The organism is Hyphomonas sp., assembly GCF_041398385.1.
In the GTDB taxonomy this organism is placed as follows: domain Bacteria; phylum Pseudomonadota; class Alphaproteobacteria; order Caulobacterales; family Hyphomonadaceae; genus Hyphomonas.
The window spans coordinates 313,068-332,111 of the sequence record NZ_JAWKUW010000002.1 but is presented as its reverse complement, the minus strand read 5'-3'; the positions used below and the strand labels follow the sequence as shown (position 1 = coordinate 332,111).

The window sequence follows — 19,044 nt, the reverse complement described above, 5'->3', positions numbered from 1 at the left end:
GCTGGCAATCGGGCTTGCCATCGCAGGACTTTGCGGCAAGCTCATTGAGGTAAGGGGAGGCAGGCATGGCGAAGGAAGACAAGCGGGCCCTGCTGTTGCCGGACGGGCGCAGCGTCAGCGAGGCGGTGGCCGGCTTCGACCTCTTCAGCGAGGCGCTCGATTCGAAATTCCGCGTCGGCGGCGTGAAATTCGGCGCCGATTCCCTGATCGGCCTTGTACCGGTCGCAGGCGATGTGCTGACCGGTGTTGCCGGCCTCTATGCTCTTGGAACGGCCTGGCGCCACCGCCTGCCGCTTTCGGCCTCGATCCATATTCTCTGGAATATCGGCTTCGACATGACGCTCGGCGCCGTGCCGGTGGCCGGCGATGTGTTCGACTTTTTCAATCGCTCGAACCGCAAAAATTTCCGCGTGGTCGAGAAACACCTTGTCCGCCGGGCCGAGGCCCATGCGAAATCGCTCAAGGCGCCGGCGTCGTAATCCTTGCGGTTGCCGGCTCGGTCGCCCGGGCAAGACCCCATCCGCCATCCGGCCGTTCGCAGGCTGCGAAGCGTCCGCGCTCCCTGCCCTCGAACGTGTAATACACATCGCGGCACATCACCGACACTTTCACCTGCACCGGCTCTCCGAAGCTGCGCGAGACTTCATTCGTCCCCATCGTGTAGCTGATCGTGCGCACGGATGATTTCAGCACGCTACGTGTATAGGTCCGCTCGAACGTGACATCGAGACCGGGGCCAGCCGGCGTCGCGAGGCCCTGCGACGCACCGTCGGCGGCATAAGTCAGCAGGGAGATAAAATCGGATCGGACGGCTGCGAGGTCCGCCTCCGAAACATTCCCGCCGGCATTGCGCTCAACCCGGCTCGCCAGGAAATCGTCCGGCGATTGCGGGCTCATCTCGACGAAGCCATCGAAACTGCGCACGGACGGTTTCGCGGCCGTCAGCGTCGCGGGGGCAGCCCGTCTTACCGGTGCGGAAGTCAGCACGGCAGGTTTCGCCGGCTTGAATGAGGCCGGTTGCGGCACCAGTCCTTCATAAGGGGAGAACACGATCGGCTGCGGCGCGGGGCGCGCCACAGCGGCGGCCGTAGCAGCCACTTTCTCCGCAGCCAGACGATCAGCTTCCGCCTTGGCGGCGGCAACTTTCAGAGCCGCCAAACGGTCCGCTTCCGCTTTCGCGTCCTGTTCTGCCTTCAGCGAGGCAAGACGCAACCGTTCGGCCTCTTCGGCCTTGGCAAGCTCAAAGGCTTCCCGCCGTGCGGCTTCCTCGGCGGCCTTGCGCTCGGCTTCGAGGTCGGCAAGCCGTTTCGCCTCAAGATCGGCCAGCCGCTTGGCTTCGGCGTCTGCCTCGGCCTGGCGTTTCGCTTCCAGATCGGCAAGGCGCCGGGCTTCGGCATCAGCCTCGGCCTGTCGGAGCGCCTCGGCCTCAGCAGCCTTGCGGGCCTCTTCGTCCGCCACGCGCGCGGCTTCTGCGTCGGCAAGACGCTGGCGCTCGGCCTCTTCGGCAAGGCGCTCCTGCTCCGCCAGCGCCGCCGCGGCAGCCTGCTCGTCGGCAAGACGCTGCGCCTCAGCCTCGGCAATCGCATTTGCGGCCTGGATCTTGGCTTGTTCTTCAGCTGCCGCTGCTGCGACGGCAGCCTCGGCGTCCATCTCCGCCTTGCGGGCGGCCAGCATGTCCGCCATGCCCTGGTAATTGAACCAGGCTTTCGGCGCGGCCTCTTCCGGTGCGGCTGCCGCGATGGCAACAGCAGAGGCGGCCCCTATCTGCGGGCCCTGCTTCGGCCCGCCCGGCGTCGCGGTCGTCAGGCCTTCCGGGCCTTTGCGGTTCAGCGCGCTTTCCGCCGCCATGACCGAAAGGCCGGCAAGGCCCAGCACGGCGAGGCCGGCAAAGGCTATCTGCGAAATGTCGCCGATGCGCGTCGCAACGCCGACCGGCGCGTTATCGTCATCATCGTCATAGCCGTCGTCCCCGCCGCCAAACAGGCTCCAGCCGGACTTGCCGCCAGCCATGGGCAGCGCGCCGCCCATCGTCGCCTCGGCACGCAGCTCTTCCGCCACATCCTCTTCGGGCTCGGCCACCGGCATGCGAACAGCGGGCGCGGGCGCATCATGGCGCGCGGCAACCTCTTCGAACATCGCTTTCAGCCCGGTCTCGCCGGCTTTCGCTGCAACAGGGGCAGCAACAGGTGCTGCCGCCACGACAGGTGCGGGGCGGGGCGCAGGTTCCGGCATGCGGGGCGGCACAACCGCCGCAGCAGCGGCCCGGCGCTGCTCGATCGCGTCGCGCGCGGCCAGCGCGGCCCGCCGCGCCTGGTCGGCCATCTCGCTGTTCGGCCGGTAAACGATGCCGGAATCGATCGCCAGCGTCGATTGCGGCCGGCTGGCCTCACGTGCCCTCAATCGCGCACGGAAGGACATGGCCTCCAGATTATCGGTCCCGCCTGCGTTTTCCACCGTCCTGTCGAACATGGTCCACTGCTCCATTGCCACAACTGCACCCCTCAGGGAGGTGCGCCCAAACCCTTTTCGCCTCAGACTAGACTATTAACGTTCCGGAAACCATAGCAAAGCCGGCCTGCCCGCTTGTCAGGCCCCCGATGGGCCCTTAATGCAACAGCGGTCAGCGCCAGCGCCCAGGGAACAAGCATCCATGTCCAAGCCGAAAACCGCTCCGAAAAAGGTCGTTCTTGCCTATTCCGGGGGTCTCGACACGTCGATTATCTTAAAATGGCTGCAGACCGAGTTTGGCGCTGAAGTCGTCACCTTCACCGCAGACCTCGGCCAGGGCGAGGAGCTGGAGCCGGCCCGCAAGAAGGCGCTCGCCGCCGGGGTGAAGCCGGAAAACATCTTCATCGAAGACGTGCGCGAGGATTTCGTGCGCGATTACGTCTTCCCGATGTTCCGCGCCAATGCCGTCTATGAGGGCGTCTACCTGCTCGGCACATCCATCGCCCGGCCGCTGATCGCGAAGCGCCAGATCGAGATTGCCGACATGGTCGGCGCCGACGCCGTCTGCCATGGCGCGACCGGCAAGGGCAACGACCAGGTGCGCTTCGAACTCGGCTATTACGGCCTGAACCCGGACATCAAGGTCATCGCCCCCTGGCGCGACTGGGATTTCAAGTCCCGGACGGACCTCCTGAAATTCGCCGAGGAGCACGGCATCGAGATCGCCAAGACAAGCGCGGCGAGGCCCTTCGGTCGACGCGAACCTGCTCCACTCCTCCTCCTGAAGGCAAAGTGCTGGAAAACCCGGCCGAGGCGGCGCCGGAATTCGTCCATATGCGCACGATTTCCCCGGAAGAGGCCCCGGACGAGCCGGAGATCATCACCATCGGCTTCGAGCGCGGCGACGCTGTCGCCATCAATGGCGAGGCGATGAGCCCGGCGACGCTGCTCACCGCCCTCAACGCCTATGGCAAGAAGCACGGCATCGGCCGGCTGGACCTGCTGGAAAACCGCTTCGTGGGCATGAAGTCCCGCGGCATCTATGAGACGCCCGGCGGCACCATCCTGCTGGTCGCCCACCGCGGCATCGAACAGGCGACGCTCGACAAGGGCGCCGCGCACCTCAAGGACGAGCTGATGCCGAAATATGCAGAGCTCATCTATAACGGCTTCTGGTGGAGCCCGGAGCGCGAAATGCTGCAGGCCGCCATCGACTATTCCCAGCGCTGGGTGACCGGCGAAGTGACGATCAAGCTCTACAAGGGCCAGGCCTACCTGATCGGCCGCTCCTCGCCCTATTCTCTGTACTCGGAAAAGATCGTCACCTTCGAAGACGACCACGGCGCCTACGACCAGAAAGACGCCGAAGGCTTCATCAAGCTGAACGCGCTGCGGTTGAGGTTGCTGGCAGGGCGCGACCGGAAGTTCGGGAAGAACTGAGTCCCAAGAATCGGCAACTTGCGATAGTGTAGACTCCAATCGGGAGGAAACACTATGAAGGCGGCTTTGATTTTAATTTGCTTAGCGGCTGCTTGCGCATCTGCTTATGCGGAACCAACCGGTCTGGAACCCTACTATCCCGGCGTGGAGTTCAAGGCAGGCGATGGACCCATTGTCATCGAGGATGGCGATTCCTTTTGGATTGGCATACATCGAGTGCGGCTACTTGGTATCGATACGGTTGAACCAAACCAGCCCTGCGAAGGAGCTTCGCAAACCGTCGATTGCCACGGCATGACTATGCAATTTGTCTCCGGTCTATTCGAGAGCCCCTCCTTGGTGTGCCAACTGCACATGGGCAAGGAGGGGCTACCACTGATGGATGACGGGCGGTACATTTCCACTTGTTTTGTGGGCGGGAAGGAGCTGAACCGAATGCTTGTCGAAGAAGGCTTTGCAGTCGCCTATGATCCCAAGACAAGCGAAGTCTACACCAAGGCTGAAGCGGTTGCCCGAGCGAAACACAAGGGGCTCCACAAATACAAATTTGAAGATCCCATCGAGTACAGACGCCGGGGCCGAACAAATTCTTGTCCCGCCCAATAGAGTCCCCGCACCTCCGTCATCCTTCGACTTCGCTCAGGATGAGTTCCGTGCCTGCGGATAAATCGCGGCCAATCCCCGCCTGATCTTCGTCATCCCGGAAAACGTGGAACGCTTAGCGGGGGCCAGGAAACGGTGTGCCGACTGCAGGACAGGGTGCCAGAGATGTGCTGCGCAAATTCCGCGAAGACGCAGGAGAGGCAAACTCAATCCGGCAGGCCGCCGCACCGGCGCACACTGCCCGAACGATGCACCCAGGCCTCAAACCCTATTTCGATCATGTCTGGCCGCTGTTCTGGCCGTGGCTGATCTGGAACCTTGTCCGCTTTGCCCGCTGGCATGAGCGGACAGGCCTGAACGCGCTGCTCGCCGTCGACTGTTTCGGCAACATCCGCATCACCATGCTCTGCGATCCGCCGCCTGCGGAGGATCTTTATGCGTATGACGCGCCCATCGTGGCGCGCTGGGAGCGGCTGGCAATTCAGCCCCTCTCCCTCGGGAGAGGGGTTGGGGTGAGGGGTCAAGGCATTGCGGCAAGCGCTGCTCGCGCCGAATCTCCGTCGCCCCTCATCCCCAACCCCTTCTCCCAGGGGAGAAGGGGCCAACTCCCCCGCGCCCCTCCGGAGCCTTCCCGGAGCCTCACCGTAGTTTTTACCGGAGCCTTGCCGCACGCACGGGCCCCGCCCCAAGGCACCCAACTCTCCGCAGATACCTGCGAAAGCAGGTATCCATCTCCTGATGGCGCCTCATGCACATGCGGTAGTTGTGGGAGATGGACCCCTACCTCAGGAAATCGATCCATGGACCGATTTCTGATCTTCGGCAGCTGCGCAGGGGTCTGCAGAAACTGAACCCCAAAAAGCAAAACTGAACCGGACGGCTCCGCCGCGCCGGCCGCACCTGCTGGCAAACTCACTTTTCCCCGAACAGGCCGCCCGGGTCGCCACTGGGGCTCAACCCGCCCTAAAGCGCCTCACACCCTCCGGAACCGCGCCCAAAGCATCCGCACGGCAAAAGGCAGCATACAGACCAACAGGAACGGCACCCCCTGCGCCGGCTGGAGCCCGCTTTCATAGCCCGTCGGCCGCTCATGCGCCCACCAGGCATAGCCCGCCGGCGCCGCAACGATCAGCACCAGCGGCAGGAGATTACCCCACGGTCGCGGGCCCTTCCCGGGAAAACGGGACACTCAAGACGCTACTTCTGAACGCACTCGCCGCCGACCCGCGTATACGGCCGATTACATTCCCAATCCGTCTGCATGTAGTTGATATGCGCGTTGTCCGGCACCGCCAGTTCATGACACTTCATGCTCGACGCGACATAGCCGCGCTCACACTTCCATCCGGGTCCGGAAGATTCGTCGGACAAATAGGCGTTTTCGGGCAGGTCGATCTTCATGCACACGCTCCCGTCCCGGCGATATCCACGGTCGCACGCCCATCCATCGTCATAGGATCGACCGGTCAGGTAGGCATTTTCCGGCACGATTATCTTGCGGCAGTCACCACCGGAAGACGCGTATCCGCGCGAACAGGACCAATTCGTCCCCGACGCTTCAAGATAGGCGTTGTCCGGGACGAATATCTTGCGGCAGGCCGCGTTCACGACTTCATATCCATAATGACAGTCCCACCCCCGGCCGAAATCGCGCCCATTCAGGAAGGCGTTTTCAGGTACCCGGATCGGTTGGCATGTTCCGTCCTTCTCCTGATAACCTGCATCACAGGTCCAGCGGGAACCATATTGGCTCATGGTTGCGTTCTCAGGCGTAACGCTCTGGGCGAACGCGGCCGGGGCCAGGGTCAGCAGGATCGCGCAAAGGCGCAAACGAGCGCCTCCGCGGGCGGGGCGCGGGCCACCAGATGGATAACGAAGCATGGGATTTCTTTCAAGGCGTGGCCAGAATCCGCCACTCCAGCAACCGTGCCATTACAATAGTGTTCAAATTAAGTTTCGCGCGTCCTGTGGCGTGGTTTGGGCGTCTATTCGCCGATATCCTCGCTCCAGAGGATCCGGTTTGCTGCGATGAAACCGCCCATCATCCGAATGCAGTCAGGATCGTCCATGTCCCGCACCTCGACGCCGGCCAGGGTCAGCACGTCCTGGAAGCCCTTGAAGTTGCGGCTCTCGCCGACCACGACGCGCGGCACGCCGAACTGGATGATGGTTCCCGTACACATCATGCAGGGCGACAGGGTCGTATACATCACCGTGTCGCGATAGCTGCGCTGGCGACCGGCATTGCGCATGCAGTCCATCTCTCCATGCAGGATCGGATCGCCCTTCTGCACACGCTGATTGTGCCCGCGCCCGATAATCTCGCCGCCGCGCACCAGCACGGCGCCGATGGGCAGCCCGCCTGCCGCCAGCCCCTTCTGTGCCTCGGCATAGGCTTCACGCAGGAAGTCTTCGTCGCTGGCGCTCATCCGGGTCTCCCTGATTTCCCGCTGTAAACCTAGCTGTTCCGGGGGGACCGGGGCAATCGCACATCCCCTTTGACAACCTTGTCGCGCCGCGCCAATCATAACCGGAAGACCGTGACGAGGGAGGAAAACCATGACGCGCGCCCGTGTCGCTGCAGGCCTGTCGGCCCTGCTTCTGGCCATTGTGCCGGCCGCTTCGGCGAAGGAGCTCACCCAGGAAGAGCAGGACTATCTCGCCGCGCTCCAGGCGGCCCTGCCCGGCCCCCTGATGAACAATCCGCTCGAATCCCCGCTCACCACCTATGGCGAAGGCTTCAGCGCCAAAATGGTGCGCGACAAGACCGTGCCGGGCGGTGCAGCCTATCGGGTCAGCATCAAGCAGGCCCATCCGAATGCCTGGGACGTGTCCACAGTCGGCACGCTGACCGGCGGCATCTCAGCGGGCGAAGGGGTCAGCGTCACCTTCTGGGCGCGCGCCGAGAAGACCGACAAGTCCGGCGCCGGCCACCTCACCGTGCGCCTTCAGGAAGCAACGGCGCCTTACACGGCCGTCGTCGAATCGCAACTGGACATCAGCAAGGACTGGCAGCTTTATGAGGTGAAGGGCGTCTCGCCGCTGACGCTGGCGGCCCAAGACATGACGCTCGCCTTCAACTTCGCGGACCGCAAGCAGACGCTGGACTTCGGCGAATATTTCATCGTCAATCTGGATGCGGAGTAATCCGCCTACCCTATTTCTCGCCGAAAAGGCCTGACTGCTGGCCTCCCGGTGACGGCAGGCCGAGCCGCTCATAGGCAAGCGGCGCCGCAACACGGCCGCGCGGCGTGCGGGCGACATAGCCCTTCTGCATGAGGTAGGGCTCGATTACGTCTTCCACCGCATCGCGCGCCTCTGACAGCGCGGCCGCCAGCGTCTCGACCCCCACCGGCCCGCCGGCATAGGTGTTGACCAGCGCGTGCAGATAGCGCCGATCCAGCGCATCGAGCCCGTCAGCATCGATCTCCAGCCGCTTCAAAGCGCTTGCCGCCGCCGCCCGGTCGATCGCCGCTCCCTCGGCCTCGGCAAAGTCCCTCACCCGGCGCAGGAGACGCAGCGCAATCCGCGGCGTGCCACGCGCCCGGCCGGCGATTTCTACCGCGCCCTCTTCCGTGATCGGAGCGTTCAACTTGCGCGCCGCCGCCATCACGATCCGGCCCAGCTCCTCCGGCTCATAGAAGTCGAGCCGCACCGGAATCCCGAACCGGTCCCGCAGCGGCGTCGCCAGCAATCCCGCCCGCGTCGTCGCCCCCACCAGCGTGAACGGCGACAGGTCCAGCCGAACAGACCGGGCCGACGGCCCCTCCCCGATCACAATGTCGAGGGCGTAGTCTTCCATCGCGGGATAGAGGATTTCCTCCACGACCGGTGGCAGGCGGTGGATCTCGTCAATGAACAGAACATCGTTCGGCTCAAGATTGGTGAGGATCGCGGCGAGGTCGCCGGCCTTGGCGATCACCGGGCCGGAGGTCGCGCGGAACCCGACTCCCATTTCGCGCGCAAGGATCTGCGCCAGTGTCGTCTTGCCGAGGCCCGGCGGGCCGAACAACAGCACATGGTCCAGCGCCTCGGCCCGCTTCCGCGCCGCCTCGACATAGACCTTGAGGTTCGCCTTCGCCTTGCGCTGGCCGACATAGTCGTCGAACGTCTGGGGGCGGAGCGCCCGGTCGAGCGCATCGCCACCCTGCGCATTGGGATCGGAGAGGCTGCCCTCGCGGCTCACTTCGCAAGCTCCTTCAGCGCCGCCTTCACCAGCCCGCCGACTTCATCGCCCGCCGTCTTCGCTGCGGCCGCCACGGCGCGGGCCGCATCGGATTGGGAATAGCCGAGATTGACCAGCGCCGAGATCGCTTCGCCGCGTGGGCCGGTCGTTGCGGCCACCGGCGCGCTCGCCATTCCGGCGGCGCTCGCGGCGTCGAAGCGTCCGAACCGGCCCATCGGCGGCGCCTTCCCGGCAAGCTCGCCGACGATCCGCTCCGCCAGTTTCTTGCCGACGCCCTTGGCGCGGGTCAGCACATTCGCATCGCCCAGCGCAATGGCGTCCATCAGTTCCGCCGGCGTCAGCGCATCGAGAATGGCCATCGCCGCCTTGCCGGCCACGCCATGCACATCCTGCAGGCGCACGAACCAGGAGCGCTCTTCATCCGTGCCGAAGCCGAACAGCGTGATCGAGTTTTCCGTCACCCGCGTCTCGACATGAACCGTCACCTTCTCGCCGGCATGCACCCGCGACAAAAGCCGTGTCCCGCTCATGCAGACATAGCCGACGCCGTTCACATCGATCAGCACATGGTCGAGCCCGAGGGCTGCCACCTCGCCTGTCAGCCGTCCGATGATCATGCCGCGCCCCGCTTCATCTCAGTCGGCAGATGATGCGCCGCACAGATCGCGCAGGCCAGCGCGTCGGCGGAGTCGGACTTCAAGTCGGTCACCTTCGGCAGCAGGCGCTTCACCATGAACATCACCTGTTCCTTGTCGGCCGTGCCGGTGCCGACCACGGCGAGCTTGATCTTGCGCGGGGCGAATTCGGCCACCGGCAGGCCGGCCATGGCGAGCGCCGCCATCGCCGCGCCGCGCGCTTGTCCGAGCTTCAACGCTGCGCGCGGATTGGCATTCACCAGCGTCTCCTCGACGCCCGCCGCCATAGGCTCGTGATAGCGCGCAAGTTCACCCACCGCCTCAAAGATGCCGCCCAGCCGTTCGGACATCTCCAGCTTCGGATCAATCGAGATCACGCCATGGGCAATATGTGTCAGGCGCATCCCGGTCAGCTCGATCACGCCCCAGCCAGTATGGCGAAGGCCGGGGTCGATCCCGAGAATCCGAATCGTGCTTGTCATCCCGCCACGTTTGAAGGGTCGTCGTTAAGGAACTCCTACTATATTCCCGATTTGTTCGCGCGGTCCAGCCGCCCTCACCGCAAGCCGCAGATGTCCGCATTGCCGGGCATGCACGCCTTCTGATGAAAGCGCACGACGAGGTCATGGGTCGGGGCGACGGCGAAGCAGAACGAGACCTTCGTGTTCACATCATTCTCGATGGTGATCCGATTGCCGGAGACCTTCCAGCGGCCGCCAGCACGATCCGCATGAATGTCTCCAGGGGAAATGAGGATCGACTTCGCTCTGCGCCGCCTGGCTTTTCAATGGGCCTTGGGAGGCCCGATCCGCCCGATATGGCTGGGTGAACGGGGCAGCGACGGCCGGGGCCTTCAGGGCCGGCAATGGCAGATGCAGGCCGTCGCGGCTTCCGCAGCCTCAGAATGCCGGCCGCGCCACCATAAGCCACAGGATCGCGAGTACGGCGAAAAAAGCGGGAAAGCCGCAGATGAACCAGATGCGATAGAGCCTGAAATACCGCTCCGGCAATGGCACGCCGTTCGCCTCGGCCTGCCGGGCGAGGTCTCTCAGCTTGTGCTGGATCCACACGACGGGCAGCCAGAACGCACCCGTAAAGACATACAGCGCCAGCGCCGCGAGGATCCAGCCCTCCGTCAGGCGCCAACCCATTTCGAGCGCCAGCAACGTGCCCGTCACCGGCTGGGCGATCACCGCGGAAGCGGTGAAGATCCAGTCCGCGATGACGACGATGGAGGCCGTGTGCGCGATGAGGCGTGCGTCCCGTGTCCGGTGCGCCATCACCATGAAAAAGGCGATCCCCGCCCCGGTGCCGAGCAGGACGGTCGCCCCGATAATGTGCGTCCACCGCAGGAAGTGCATCCAGTCCATCAGCGCGACTCCGTCAGCCCCCAGACAATGAGCGCCAGCGCCATCGCCGGGAAGACCTTGACCATCGGCCCCAGCGGGTCCGCCCAGAGATAAGGCACCAGTAGCGCGCCACCGGCCAGGTAGGCCGCACTCACAAGAATCGAAAACAGCGCCGCCGGCCGGGTCAGCGGCCTGACGAGCAGTGCCACGCCAATCGCAACATCCACCATGGCCCCACCAAGGACAGACACCCTCGCCGCTGCCGCCGGCATCGACCCGTCAAGCACCGCCATCGCCACATCCTGCCGCAGCCAGCCGATCACGCCTGATAAGACCCAGAAGACTGACAGGACCTGCAGCAGGACCGGATAGAGCAGCGCCGCCCGCGCATAGGTTCGTTCCTGTACGGTCGATGGCAGGGCCTGCAGTGCTTCCGTCAACGACCGCACCGGCGAGGCGGCGGGATCGCCGTCAACGCCTTTCGCCAGCACGCGGAGCGAGGTTGTCCGCAAGGCCGGGCGCCAGCCGAGCCATCCGGCCAGGTCGCCCAGCCGCGCCACCATTCCGCCCAGGAAAAGAGGTGCACGGATTATGACAACCGGTGGAGGGAAACCCAGCCATTTCCGGATTGCAAGGATCAGGTCTTCAAGGCGGGTTGCGTCCGGCGACACAAGATCGGCATCGACGCCCGTGATCTTCTCATCCACCGCCCGCACGATGGCTGCGGCGACATCATCAACATGCACGGTACGGATCCTCGCGTCCGCCAGCATGACCGGCTGGACCAGCGGCACGGCGGCCAGCTGGCGCAGGAGCGCGGTGCCGCCATAGGCCTGTGGCGAGAGGACGAGCCCCGGCCGGAAGATGACCCAGCCGGTCCCACTGGCCTTCACCGCCGCATCGCCCTCGGCCTTGGACCGGTAAAACACCGTATCCGCACTTTCCGAAACGCCGGGCGCGGAAATCTGGATGATCTGGCGCACGCCTGCGCCCTTGCAGGCCGCCACCATGGCCCGGACCGCATCCCGCTGCACGGCCATGACGCGGTCATTCATTCCGTCCTGCAGCACACCGGCCGCGTTGACGACCACATCCACGCCCGCCACCACATCCGCCCATGCGGATTCATCCGTCATCTGAGAAAGATCGCGCGAAACCCAGTCGGCCTCGGGTGCAGCCGCGCGGCCCTTACCGGCAGACCGGCCAAGCCCGGTCACCTCATGCCCGGCGGCCAGAAGCGCCTTCGTGATCGCAAGGCCAATCAGGCCGTATCCACCGAGAACCAGAACCCTCACGCCACCCCCTGCGCCCGGCCCTTGAGGCCTCAGCTCATCCAGCGCAGCGTGCGCGGTTCGATCGGGTTGACGAAGTCGCGCTCTTCGGTGCGGGCCTCGGTCCATTCCCGTTTCAGGCGCTGGTACCATTTGGCCTGCACGTCGATATCGTCGATCCAGAGCATCGCCTTCTGGTGCGCCATGCCGACATTCTGCAAATTCACCATCGTGCCGTCCTGGTCGAGGAACTTGCGGCCCGCGGGCTTTGCAATCGGAATGGCGAGGTTCAGCAGCGGCGCGCCGGTCCACCAGGTGAACTGGGTGATGCGCGTCTTCTTCGGCGCTTCGGGGGTAAGACAGGTCAGCGTCAGCAGGCGCGCGGTGTCGTTCGACACGATTTCCCAGCGATAGCCCGGCAGCTGGAAGCGAATCTCGGTCTGAACATCGCCGCCGAAGACCCAGCGATAAAGCTTGGAATTCGTCGAAGGCGAGTGCCGGTCGATGGCCCAGCCGCGATCCGTCGGAACGAACGGCTTTTCTTTCAGCTTCAGGCCAGCCGATGGCGGGCGCCACCACCACTGATTGTGCACGAAGGGCACATGCGCCGGGTCCATCAGCCCGACGACGGCGTCATCCATATGCGCGTTGAACACGTCATGGATGATGAATTTGGGCTTTGCGGGAAGCGGTCCGAAATCCGGCGGCGGCACAGCCGGTGTCCCGTCGAAGCGCGGATTGTGCGACACATAGAGATACACTGCCCCGTTCGCCTCATGCGTCGGATAGCGCCGCACCTTCACCTTCGACGCGTCATAGGGCGAATCCGGCGTAAGGCTCGGCATCAGCTTGCACACGCCGTCCCCTGCCCCGAAGCGCCAGCCATGATAGGGGCACTGCAGCGTCCACTCGCCGTCCGTCTCGACCTGGCGGCCAGCCGACAGCGGCACCAGCCGATGCGGGCAGATATCCCGCAAGGCAAAGGCTTCGCCTGCCGGCGTGCGGCCCACCACGACCGGCTCGCCCAGCACCATGATGTGCTGGTGCTTGCCCGCCTTCAGCTCCGCCGACGGCGCTGCGAGATACCAGCAATCCGTCAGCCAGCCTTCTTCGGTGATACCGGTCTTTTCCTGCGGAGGGATCTGCGTGTCAGCCATCTGCCTCCTTTACCGGCACCAGCCCGTTGTAACAATAAGCGGGACCACGTAGCAGGCCTCCATGACAAGCACCCAGGCGGGGACCGGTTTTGATTGCCAAGCGGGATTGCGGGGCTAATCTGCCCCTTTTTACGGGCAATCAGGGCAGGATTCATGTCGGGAACACCAGCAGTCGTGCCGCAACAGAAGGGCTTTCTTGCCTGGGTCGAACGGACAGGCAATCGCCTGCCGGATCCGGTCTTCATCTTCTTCTACCTCATTGTGGCTCTCGTCCTGATCTCCGTCGTCTGCGCCATGCTGGGTGTGTCGGCCCTGCACCCCACCCGGCTGAATGCCGATGGTACGCCGGTCGTCGAGCGTGCTGTCAGCCTGCTCGCGCCTGAAAACATCCAGCGCCTCTGGGTCGAGATGCCCGCAACCTTCACCCACTTCCATCCGCTGGGCTATGTCCTGGTCGTGATGCTTGGCGCCGGTGTGGCGGAACGGTCCGGCCTGTTCGCCAGCTCCATCCGTGCGGCCGTCCGCAATGCACCGAAATTCCTGCTCACCCCGGCCGTCGCGCTCGTCGCCATGCTGTCGAACCATGCCGCCGATGCCGGCTATGTCGTGATGATCCCGCTCGCCGCGATCCTCTTCGCTTCCGCCGGGCGGCACCCGCTGGCGGGCATCGCTGCGGCGTTTGCCGGCGTCTCGGGCGGCTTCTCGGCCAATATCGCCCCCGGCCAGCTCGACGCACTCCTCTTCGGCATCACCGAGACGGCCGCGCGCGGCGCTCAGATCGGCGGCGGCTGGACCGTGAACTTCGCCGGCAACTGGTACTTCATCTCAGCGCTCCTCTTCCTCTATCTGCCGATCATCTGGTGGGTGACGGACAAGATCATCGAACCGCGCCTCGGCAAATGGAAACCGGACGCCGAACAGGCGAAATCCTATGGCGACGAAGACAAGCCCCTGACGCCGGGGCAAAGGAAGGGCATGCGCAATGCGGGTCTCGCCTGCCTCGCCGTGATCGCCCTCTGGACCTTCATGACCATCGGGCCCGGCACGCCGCTCTATCTCACCAATGCCGACTTCGCCGCCCTCGGCCAGAGCCCGGAACAGATTGCGGGCAAGGAATGGTATGATCGGCTCGCCCCGTTCTTCCGTTCGCTGGTCGCCGCCTTTCTCATTCTCTTTCTGGCCGCCGGCTGGGCCTATGGCGCAGCGGCCGGCACGATCAGGAACCATCGCGAACTCGTTGGCATGATGGCCGAAGCGATGAAGGACATGGGCTATTATCTCGTGCTCGCCTTCGCGGCTGCGCATTTCGTCGCCATGTTCAACTGGTCGAACCTCGGCCTCATCACCGCCGTGCATGGCGCCGATGCGATCAGGGGCAGCGGCCTGCCGCTCCCGCTGGTCCTCGGCCTGATCGTGCTGTTCTCGGCGCTCCTGAACCTGTTTGTCGGGTCGGCCAGCGCCAAATGGGCACTGATGGCACCTGTCCTCGTCCCGATGTTCATGCTGCTCGGCGTCAGCCCGGAGGGCGCGACCGCCGCCTATCGCGTCGGTGACGGGGCGACCAATATCATCACCCCCCTGATGGTCTACTTCCCGCTCATCCTCATCTTTGCCCAGCGCTGGCAAAAGGATTTCGGCCTCGGCAGCCTCACGGCAATGATGCTGCCCTATTCGCTCTGGCTGCTGGTTTCCGGCACGGTGCTGATGGTGCTGTGGATCTATCTCGGCATCGATCTCGGCCCCGGCGCACCGGTCCACTTCGCCCTTCCCGAGGCAACCGGCTGAGCCCTACTCCTCAGCCGCAACCGAGACCCGGATGGACCATGTGCCCTCCGGGGCCTCGCCGGCCTCCAGTTCCCACGGCCGGCCCTCGACCAGGTCCAGCGTGCCGGTGCCGGGCGCGGTGGCCGTGAAGTCGAACGAAAGATAGTGATTGCCGCCGGTGAAGCCGGGCTGGTTCTGCACCTCGGGATCGGTGGGACGTGTGTTCTCACCGGCCAGCTCCAGGAATTCCGGTTGTGATGTCACAATCCAGAGATAGCCTGCCGTCGGGATGGATTCGAGTTCGACACGGAGTATCTCGCCGACCTTCATGTCGACGGTCTTCCCCGCCATGTCCGCCCCGGCATAGTGCATGGTCACCTCTTCCGTTCGGGTATCAGCCGCCGGCGCGTCGACCTTGCATCCACCGAGCAAGGCCAGTCCCGCAAGACCCAAGACCAGATTGCGCATCCCACCCCTCCATCTGTTTCCCGCGGAAACTACTCCCGCGCATGGCAAAGGGCCAGCCACATCAGTTCTGGATCGTGCCCTCAAACGAGACCGTCGCCCCGCCGGCAGCAAAATACTCCTTCCAGAACGTCCGCACCCGGAAGTCCACATCCGGGTCCAGCGGCGGGCGCCCCGGATCATGCGACCGGCCGAAACCGACAATATGCACGTCGGCGCCCGGCAGGTCCGGTGTCAGGCGGTACTTCTCCACCGTCTCCATCGAGGCTTCCGGCTCGCTCGCCTTGAACTCGCGCCACGGCAACACCTGGCTGTTCTCCAGCATGTCCGAGAAGATGTAGACCGTCGAAAAGGCGCGACCGCCCGGCGGGTTCTGCGTCCACTGGGCCACCGTGCGCACGATGTCGGAAGTCTTTGCCTCTTCCGCATCCGTCGTCACCGGCTCCAGCGCCTTCACCAGCTGGGCCATGAAGACGCGTTCGTCCGCCTTGGCCTGCATGGCGCTGCACTGGCCGAGCATGTAGTCGACGGCACCCTGATTATCCGGACAGCCCGGCTTGCAGGCATTCACCAGCCGCTCGGTCCCCGTATAATGCTCGCCAATCGTCGCCACCACGATCCGGTCACCATGGCCGAGCCCGTCGACCACGGTCGCGAGACTGTCCATCATGACTGACTTGTCCATCGAGTCGGCCGGCGTCGTGCGGTCGATCAGGAACAGCGAGTTGGTCTTGCCCGCGGCGCAATAGTCATAAGGCCCGCCCGCGCCTTCATGCGGCGAACAGGCCGACAGCAGGGCGAGCCCTGCAGCAAGGAAAAGGTATTTCATGGCAGAGCCCCTCAAGCCGGATCAGCCCGCGATGCGACGCAGCTGGTTCGCGTGGCGGCGCTGCTCGGCAGCTTCCGCTTCGGCGATCTGGGTGCGGATGGCGGCAACCGCCTTCTCCGCCTTCTTGCGCTCGACATCCGCCTTCTGGAAGTCCGGATGCCCGTCATGACAGAAGAACGCCGCCGACACGCCGACCAGCACAACCGCGAGGTTGATGAACAGGAAGATCCAGCCTTCCAGCGTCAGCGCCGCATGCAGCGTCAACATTTCCAGGCTGCCGCCGCCGCTCATGGCATCGGCAAAGCCGATGTCCGGCTGCACTGCCGCCGCAAGGAAGCCCTGACGCAACACAGAAAGACCATAGCAAAGCGCCCCGATCAGCGCCGTCACGACCAGAACCTGGCTGAGTTCAACCTTCCAGCCATGGCGCTTGGCGAAATAGCCGAACCGGCAGAACAGCATGCCCACGCGGTGCGACAGGGCCACCAGCACACCGCCCACCAGCAGGGACACGACCAGCGAAATCGCCGGGCTTTCCCGGAAGAACAGTTCGAAGCTGAGGCGGTTGATCGGCACTTCGGCAATCGCCAGCGCCACCATGAAGGGCATATAGAACCAGGGGCTGGAATAGCGCGGCTGGCGGTTCACCTCACCCTGGATCTCGTCCCACAGGGCATTCGCCCGGTAGGCCCGCGACATCGCATGCGTCAGCTTCGCCTCATGGCGCTTGTTGATAGCGGCAATCCGCCGGGAATGGTCCAGTTCGAGGCCAACTTCCTCGGCCGGTTCGTCATAGCCGTCAGGCAGCCGCCGGGCGGTCAGTTCGCCGGGATCTTTCGCTGCGGGAAGGGTCTCGGAATCAGCCGGGGCGGAGGACACAACCGAGAACGTGTCCTTCTTCTGGCCAAGGGTCTCCGTGGTCATAGGGCGCAATTTCTCCAGTCTATCGCCCCTTAACGCCTCATTAACCTCATATTGTGGCCGGAATACGCTCGACCGGGGAAAAATGCACGGGCCCCCGCCCTGCCCGCAGGCCAACCGTTCAATAAGGCTTTCCGCCCTTCGCGCGCGCGGTTATATCGCGCGGATGACCCCACGCGACAAAATCCGCAATTTCTCGATCATTGCCCATATCGACCATGGCAAGTCGACGCTGGCCGACCGCCTGATCCAGACCTGTGGCGGCCTGACCGACCGGGAAATGAAGGAACAGGTGCTCGACTCGATGGATATCGAGAAAGAGCGCGGCATCACCATCAAGGCGCAGACCGTGCGCCTGAACTACACGGCGAAGGACGGGGAAACCTATGTCCTGAACCTGATGGACACGCCCGGACACGTCGACTTCGCCTATGAAGTCTCCCGCTGCCTTGCCGCCTGCGAAGGCGCTCTGCTGGTGGTCGATGCTTCCCAGGGCGTCGAGGCCCAGACCCTCGCCAATGTCTACCAGGCCATCGACCAGGATCTCGAGATCGTTCCCGTGCTGAACAAGGTGGACCTGCCGGCCGCCGATGTCGACCGTGTGAAAGAGCAGATCGAGGAAATCATCGGCCTCGACGCCTCGGACGCCATCGAGACCTCCGCCAAGACAGGCCTCGGCATTCCGGACGTGCTGGAAGCCATCGTGAAGCGCCTGCCCCCGCCGAAGACGGGCGACGCCGCCGCCCCGCTCAAGGCCGCGCTCGTCGATGCCTATTACGACCCCTATCTCGGCGTCGTGGTCATCGTGCGCGTGCATGACGGCGTGCTGAAGCCGAAGCAGAAGATCCGCATGATGCGGACCGGCGGCACCTACGAAATCGACAAGGTCGGCACCTTCAACCCGAAGCTCACCGAAGTCGCCGAGCTCGGGCCGGGCGAGGTCGGCTATTTCGTCGCCTCCATCAAGGAAGTCGGCGACACCGCCATCGGTGACACGATCACGGAGGAACGCCGCCCGGCCGAAAAAGCCCTGCCCGGCTATAAGGATGCAGCCAGTCGTCTTCTGCGGCCTCTTCCCGATGGATGCGCCACTTCGACGATCTGCGCGCCGCGATGGGCAAGCCAGCCTGGAACGACGCCTCCTTCACCTGGGAGATGGAAACCAGCGCGGCGCTCGGCATGGGCTCGCTGCGGCTTCCTTGGCCTCCTCCACCTCGAAATCATCCAGGAGCGCCTCAGCCGCGAGTTCGACCTCGACCTGATCGCGACGGCCCCCTCCGTGGTCTACGAATGACCATGACCGACGGCACCGAGATCGAGCTGCACAACTGGCCGACATGCCGGAAGTGACCAAGATCAAGGAAATCCGTGAGCCGTGGATCAACGCCACCATCTACACGCCGGACGAATATCTGGCGCCATCCTGAAACTCTGCCAGACCGCCGCGGCATCCAGACCGAGCTTTCCATGTCGGCGGGCGCGCCATGGTGAAATACGAACTGCCGCTGAACGAAGTGGTGTTCGATTTCTATGACCGCCTGAAATCCATCAGCCGCGGCTATGCCAGCTTCGACTATGAGATCGTCGGCCACCGCGCGGAAACCTCGTAAAGCTGCAGATCCTCGTGAACGACGAGCCGGCTGGACGCGCTCGCCATGCTCGTCCACCGCGACCGCGCCGAAAGCCGCGGCCGCCAGATGTGCGAACGGCTGAAGGAGCTGATCCCGCGCCAGATGTTCAAGATCCCGATCCAGGCGGCCATCGGCGGCAAGGTCATCGCGCGCGAAACCCTCAGCGCCCTGAGGAAAGACGTGACCGCCAAATGCTATGGCGGCGACGCGACCCGGAAACGCAAACTGCTCGACAAGCAAAAGGCCGGCAAGGCCCGCATGCGCCAGTTCGGCAAGGTCGAAATCCCTCAGGAAGCCTTCGTCGCGGCCCTCCGGATGGACGGGGATTGATCCGGACAGGCTGAC

General features: G+C 64.3%; 17 protein-coding genes and 2 pseudogenes. 6 read left to right on the top strand and 13 right to left on the bottom strand.

Features of this window, described 5'->3' with window-relative positions; translation table 11 throughout:
• Positions 1 to 65: 65 nt before the first annotated feature.
• Complete coding sequence (locus R3C13_RS06435) at positions 66 to 479, top strand: DUF4112 domain-containing protein (RefSeq protein WP_371309995.1); 414 nt, start codon at positions 66 to 68, stop codon at positions 477 to 479.
• Here the strand turns inward: R3C13_RS06435 and R3C13_RS06430 are convergent.
• Entirely contained in the window at positions 460 to 2,469 is a 2,010-nt protein-coding gene (locus tag R3C13_RS06430; RefSeq protein WP_371309994.1) for a cell envelope integrity protein TolA, read from the bottom strand. The genes R3C13_RS06435 and R3C13_RS06430 overlap by 20 nt on opposite strands.
• Positions 2,470 to 2,650: 181 nt before the next feature.
• On the opposite strand from R3C13_RS06430, the pseudogene R3C13_RS06425 reads away from it, so the two are divergent.
• Positions 2,651 to 3,888: pseudogene (locus R3C13_RS06425) on the top strand (argininosuccinate synthase).
• A 54-nt stretch (positions 3,889 to 3,942) separates the two neighbouring features.
• A complete protein-coding gene (locus R3C13_RS06420; RefSeq protein ID WP_371309993.1) occupies positions 3,943 to 4,494 on the top strand; it encodes a thermonuclease family protein in 552 nt (183 codons plus the stop codon).
• Positions 4,495 to 5,464: 970 nt separating this feature from the next.
• On the opposite strand, the gene R3C13_RS06415 is transcribed toward R3C13_RS06420, so the two are convergent.
• The 3 genes from R3C13_RS06415 to R3C13_RS06405 form a co-directional block, all read right to left on the bottom strand.
• Positions 5,465 to 5,680: a hypothetical protein gene (locus R3C13_RS06415; protein WP_371309992.1), complete on the bottom strand. Its 216-nt coding sequence runs from the start codon at positions 5,678 to 5,680 to the stop codon at positions 5,465 to 5,467.
• An 8-nt stretch (positions 5,681 to 5,688) separates the two neighbouring features.
• Complete coding sequence (locus tag R3C13_RS06410) at positions 5,689 to 6,372, bottom strand: hypothetical protein (RefSeq protein ID WP_371309991.1); 684 nt, start codon at positions 6,370 to 6,372, stop codon at positions 5,689 to 5,691.
• Positions 6,373 to 6,476: 104 nt separating this feature from the next.
• Entirely contained in the window at positions 6,477 to 6,920 is a 444-nt protein-coding gene (locus R3C13_RS06405; protein WP_371309990.1) for a nucleoside deaminase, read from the bottom strand.
• 130 nt (positions 6,921 to 7,050) lie between these two features.
• Between R3C13_RS06405 and R3C13_RS06400 the strand changes: the two genes are divergently transcribed.
• Positions 7,051 to 7,638 carry a hypothetical protein gene (locus R3C13_RS06400; RefSeq protein ID WP_371309989.1) on the top strand — a complete coding sequence of 196 codons (588 nt, stop codon included), beginning with the start codon at positions 7,051 to 7,053 and terminating at the stop codon, positions 7,636 to 7,638.
• Positions 7,639 to 7,648: 10 nt separating this feature from the next.
• On the opposite strand, the gene ruvB is transcribed toward R3C13_RS06400, so the two are convergent.
• From ruvB to R3C13_RS06370, 6 genes are all read right to left on the bottom strand, one after another.
• Positions 7,649 to 8,677, bottom strand: coding sequence for a Holliday junction branch migration DNA helicase RuvB (gene ruvB / locus R3C13_RS06395; RefSeq protein WP_371309988.1), 1,029 nt, complete (start codon positions 8,675 to 8,677; stop codon positions 7,649 to 7,651).
• Positions 8,674 to 9,294: a Holliday junction branch migration protein RuvA gene (gene ruvA / locus R3C13_RS06390; RefSeq protein ID WP_371309987.1), complete on the bottom strand. Its 621-nt coding sequence runs from the start codon at positions 9,292 to 9,294 to the stop codon at positions 8,674 to 8,676. The genes ruvB and ruvA overlap by 4 nt, the downstream gene beginning before the upstream one ends.
• On the bottom strand, positions 9,291 to 9,794 hold the full coding sequence (ruvC, locus tag R3C13_RS06385) for a crossover junction endodeoxyribonuclease RuvC (protein ID WP_371309986.1): 504 nt from the start codon (positions 9,792 to 9,794) through the stop codon (positions 9,291 to 9,293). Before ruvC ends, ruvA begins: the two co-directional genes overlap by 4 nt.
• Before the next feature lie 417 nt (positions 9,795 to 10,211).
• A complete protein-coding gene (locus R3C13_RS06380; RefSeq protein WP_371309985.1) occupies positions 10,212 to 10,682 on the bottom strand; it encodes a DUF2269 family protein in 471 nt (156 codons plus the stop codon).
• Positions 10,682 to 11,956 (bottom strand): SDR family oxidoreductase, encoded by a 1,275-nt coding sequence (locus tag R3C13_RS06375; protein ID WP_371309984.1) that lies wholly within the window; start codon positions 11,954 to 11,956, stop codon positions 10,682 to 10,684. The genes R3C13_RS06380 and R3C13_RS06375 overlap by 1 nt, the downstream gene beginning before the upstream one ends.
• A gap of 29 nt (positions 11,957 to 11,985) precedes the next feature.
• Positions 11,986 to 13,089: a Rieske 2Fe-2S domain-containing protein gene (locus tag R3C13_RS06370; RefSeq protein WP_371309983.1), complete on the bottom strand. Its 1,104-nt coding sequence runs from the start codon at positions 13,087 to 13,089 to the stop codon at positions 11,986 to 11,988.
• Positions 13,090 to 13,242: 153 nt separating this feature from the next.
• Here R3C13_RS06370 and R3C13_RS06365 point away from each other — a divergent pair, with 153 nt between their 5' ends.
• Positions 13,243 to 14,874, top strand: a complete 1,632-nt coding sequence (locus R3C13_RS06365) for an AbgT family transporter (RefSeq protein ID WP_371309982.1) — start codon at positions 13,243 to 13,245, stop codon at positions 14,872 to 14,874.
• Between the two features lie 3 nt (positions 14,875 to 14,877).
• On the opposite strand, the gene R3C13_RS06360 is transcribed toward R3C13_RS06365, so the two are convergent.
• The 3 genes from R3C13_RS06360 to R3C13_RS06350 form a co-directional block, all read right to left on the bottom strand.
• Positions 14,878 to 15,321 carry a protease inhibitor I42 family protein gene (locus R3C13_RS06360; protein ID WP_371309981.1) on the bottom strand — a complete coding sequence of 148 codons (444 nt, stop codon included), beginning with the start codon at positions 15,319 to 15,321 and terminating at the stop codon, positions 14,878 to 14,880.
• Between the two features lie 61 nt (positions 15,322 to 15,382).
• The gene (locus R3C13_RS06355) at positions 15,383 to 16,147 is read right to left on the bottom strand and encodes a hypothetical protein (protein ID WP_371309980.1); all 765 of its coding nucleotides are present in this window, start codon (positions 16,145 to 16,147) and stop codon (positions 15,383 to 15,385) included.
• Between the two features lie 21 nt (positions 16,148 to 16,168).
• On the bottom strand, positions 16,169 to 17,071 hold the full coding sequence (locus R3C13_RS06350) for a hypothetical protein (RefSeq protein WP_371309979.1): 903 nt from the start codon (positions 17,069 to 17,071) through the stop codon (positions 16,169 to 16,171).
• 163 nt (positions 17,072 to 17,234) lie between these two features.
• On the opposite strand from R3C13_RS06350, the pseudogene lepA reads away from it, so the two are divergent.
• A pseudogene (gene lepA / locus R3C13_RS06345) lies at positions 17,235 to 19,029 on the top strand (translation elongation factor 4).
• Positions 19,030 to 19,044 lie beyond the last annotated feature (15 nt).

What these genes read in the sequence shown, in the direction of transcription:
- R3C13_RS06435 (WP_371309995.1), top strand. Translation starts at nt 66, where the DNA reads ATGGCGAAGGAAGACAAGCGGGCCCTGCTGTTGCCGGACGGGCGCAGC.
- R3C13_RS06430 (WP_371309994.1), bottom strand. Translation starts at nt 2,469, where the DNA reads ATGTTCGACAGGACGGTGGAAAACGCAGGCGGGACCGATAATCTGGAG.
- R3C13_RS06420 (WP_371309993.1), top strand. Translation starts at nt 3,943, where the DNA reads ATGAAGGCGGCTTTGATTTTAATTTGCTTAGCGGCTGCTTGCGCATCT.
- R3C13_RS06410 (WP_371309991.1), bottom strand. Translation starts at nt 6,372, where the DNA reads ATGCTTCGTTATCCATCTGGTGGCCCGCGCCCCGCCCGCGGAGGCGCT.
- R3C13_RS06405 (WP_371309990.1), bottom strand. Translation starts at nt 6,920, where the DNA reads ATGAGCGCCAGCGACGAAGACTTCCTGCGTGAAGCCTATGCCGAGGCA.
- R3C13_RS06400 (WP_371309989.1), top strand. Translation starts at nt 7,051, where the DNA reads ATGACGCGCGCCCGTGTCGCTGCAGGCCTGTCGGCCCTGCTTCTGGCC.
- ruvA (WP_371309987.1), bottom strand. Translation starts at nt 9,294, where the DNA reads ATGATCATCGGACGGCTGACAGGCGAGGTGGCAGCCCTCGGGCTCGAC.
- ruvC (WP_371309986.1), bottom strand. Translation starts at nt 9,794, where the DNA reads ATGACAAGCACGATTCGGATTCTCGGGATCGACCCCGGCCTTCGCCAT.
- R3C13_RS06380 (WP_371309985.1), bottom strand. Translation starts at nt 10,682, where the DNA reads ATGGACTGGATGCACTTCCTGCGGTGGACGCACATTATCGGGGCGACC.
- R3C13_RS06370 (WP_371309983.1), bottom strand. Translation starts at nt 13,089, where the DNA reads ATGGCTGACACGCAGATCCCTCCGCAGGAAAAGACCGGTATCACCGAA.
- R3C13_RS06365 (WP_371309982.1), top strand. Translation starts at nt 13,243, where the DNA reads ATGTCGGGAACACCAGCAGTCGTGCCGCAACAGAAGGGCTTTCTTGCC.
- R3C13_RS06360 (WP_371309981.1), bottom strand. Translation starts at nt 15,321, where the DNA reads ATGCGCAATCTGGTCTTGGGTCTTGCGGGACTGGCCTTGCTCGGTGGA.
- R3C13_RS06355 (WP_371309980.1), bottom strand. Translation starts at nt 16,147, where the DNA reads ATGAAATACCTTTTCCTTGCTGCAGGGCTCGCCCTGCTGTCGGCCTGT.
- R3C13_RS06350 (WP_371309979.1), bottom strand. Translation starts at nt 17,071, where the DNA reads ATGACCACGGAGACCCTTGGCCAGAAGAAGGACACGTTCTCGGTTGTG.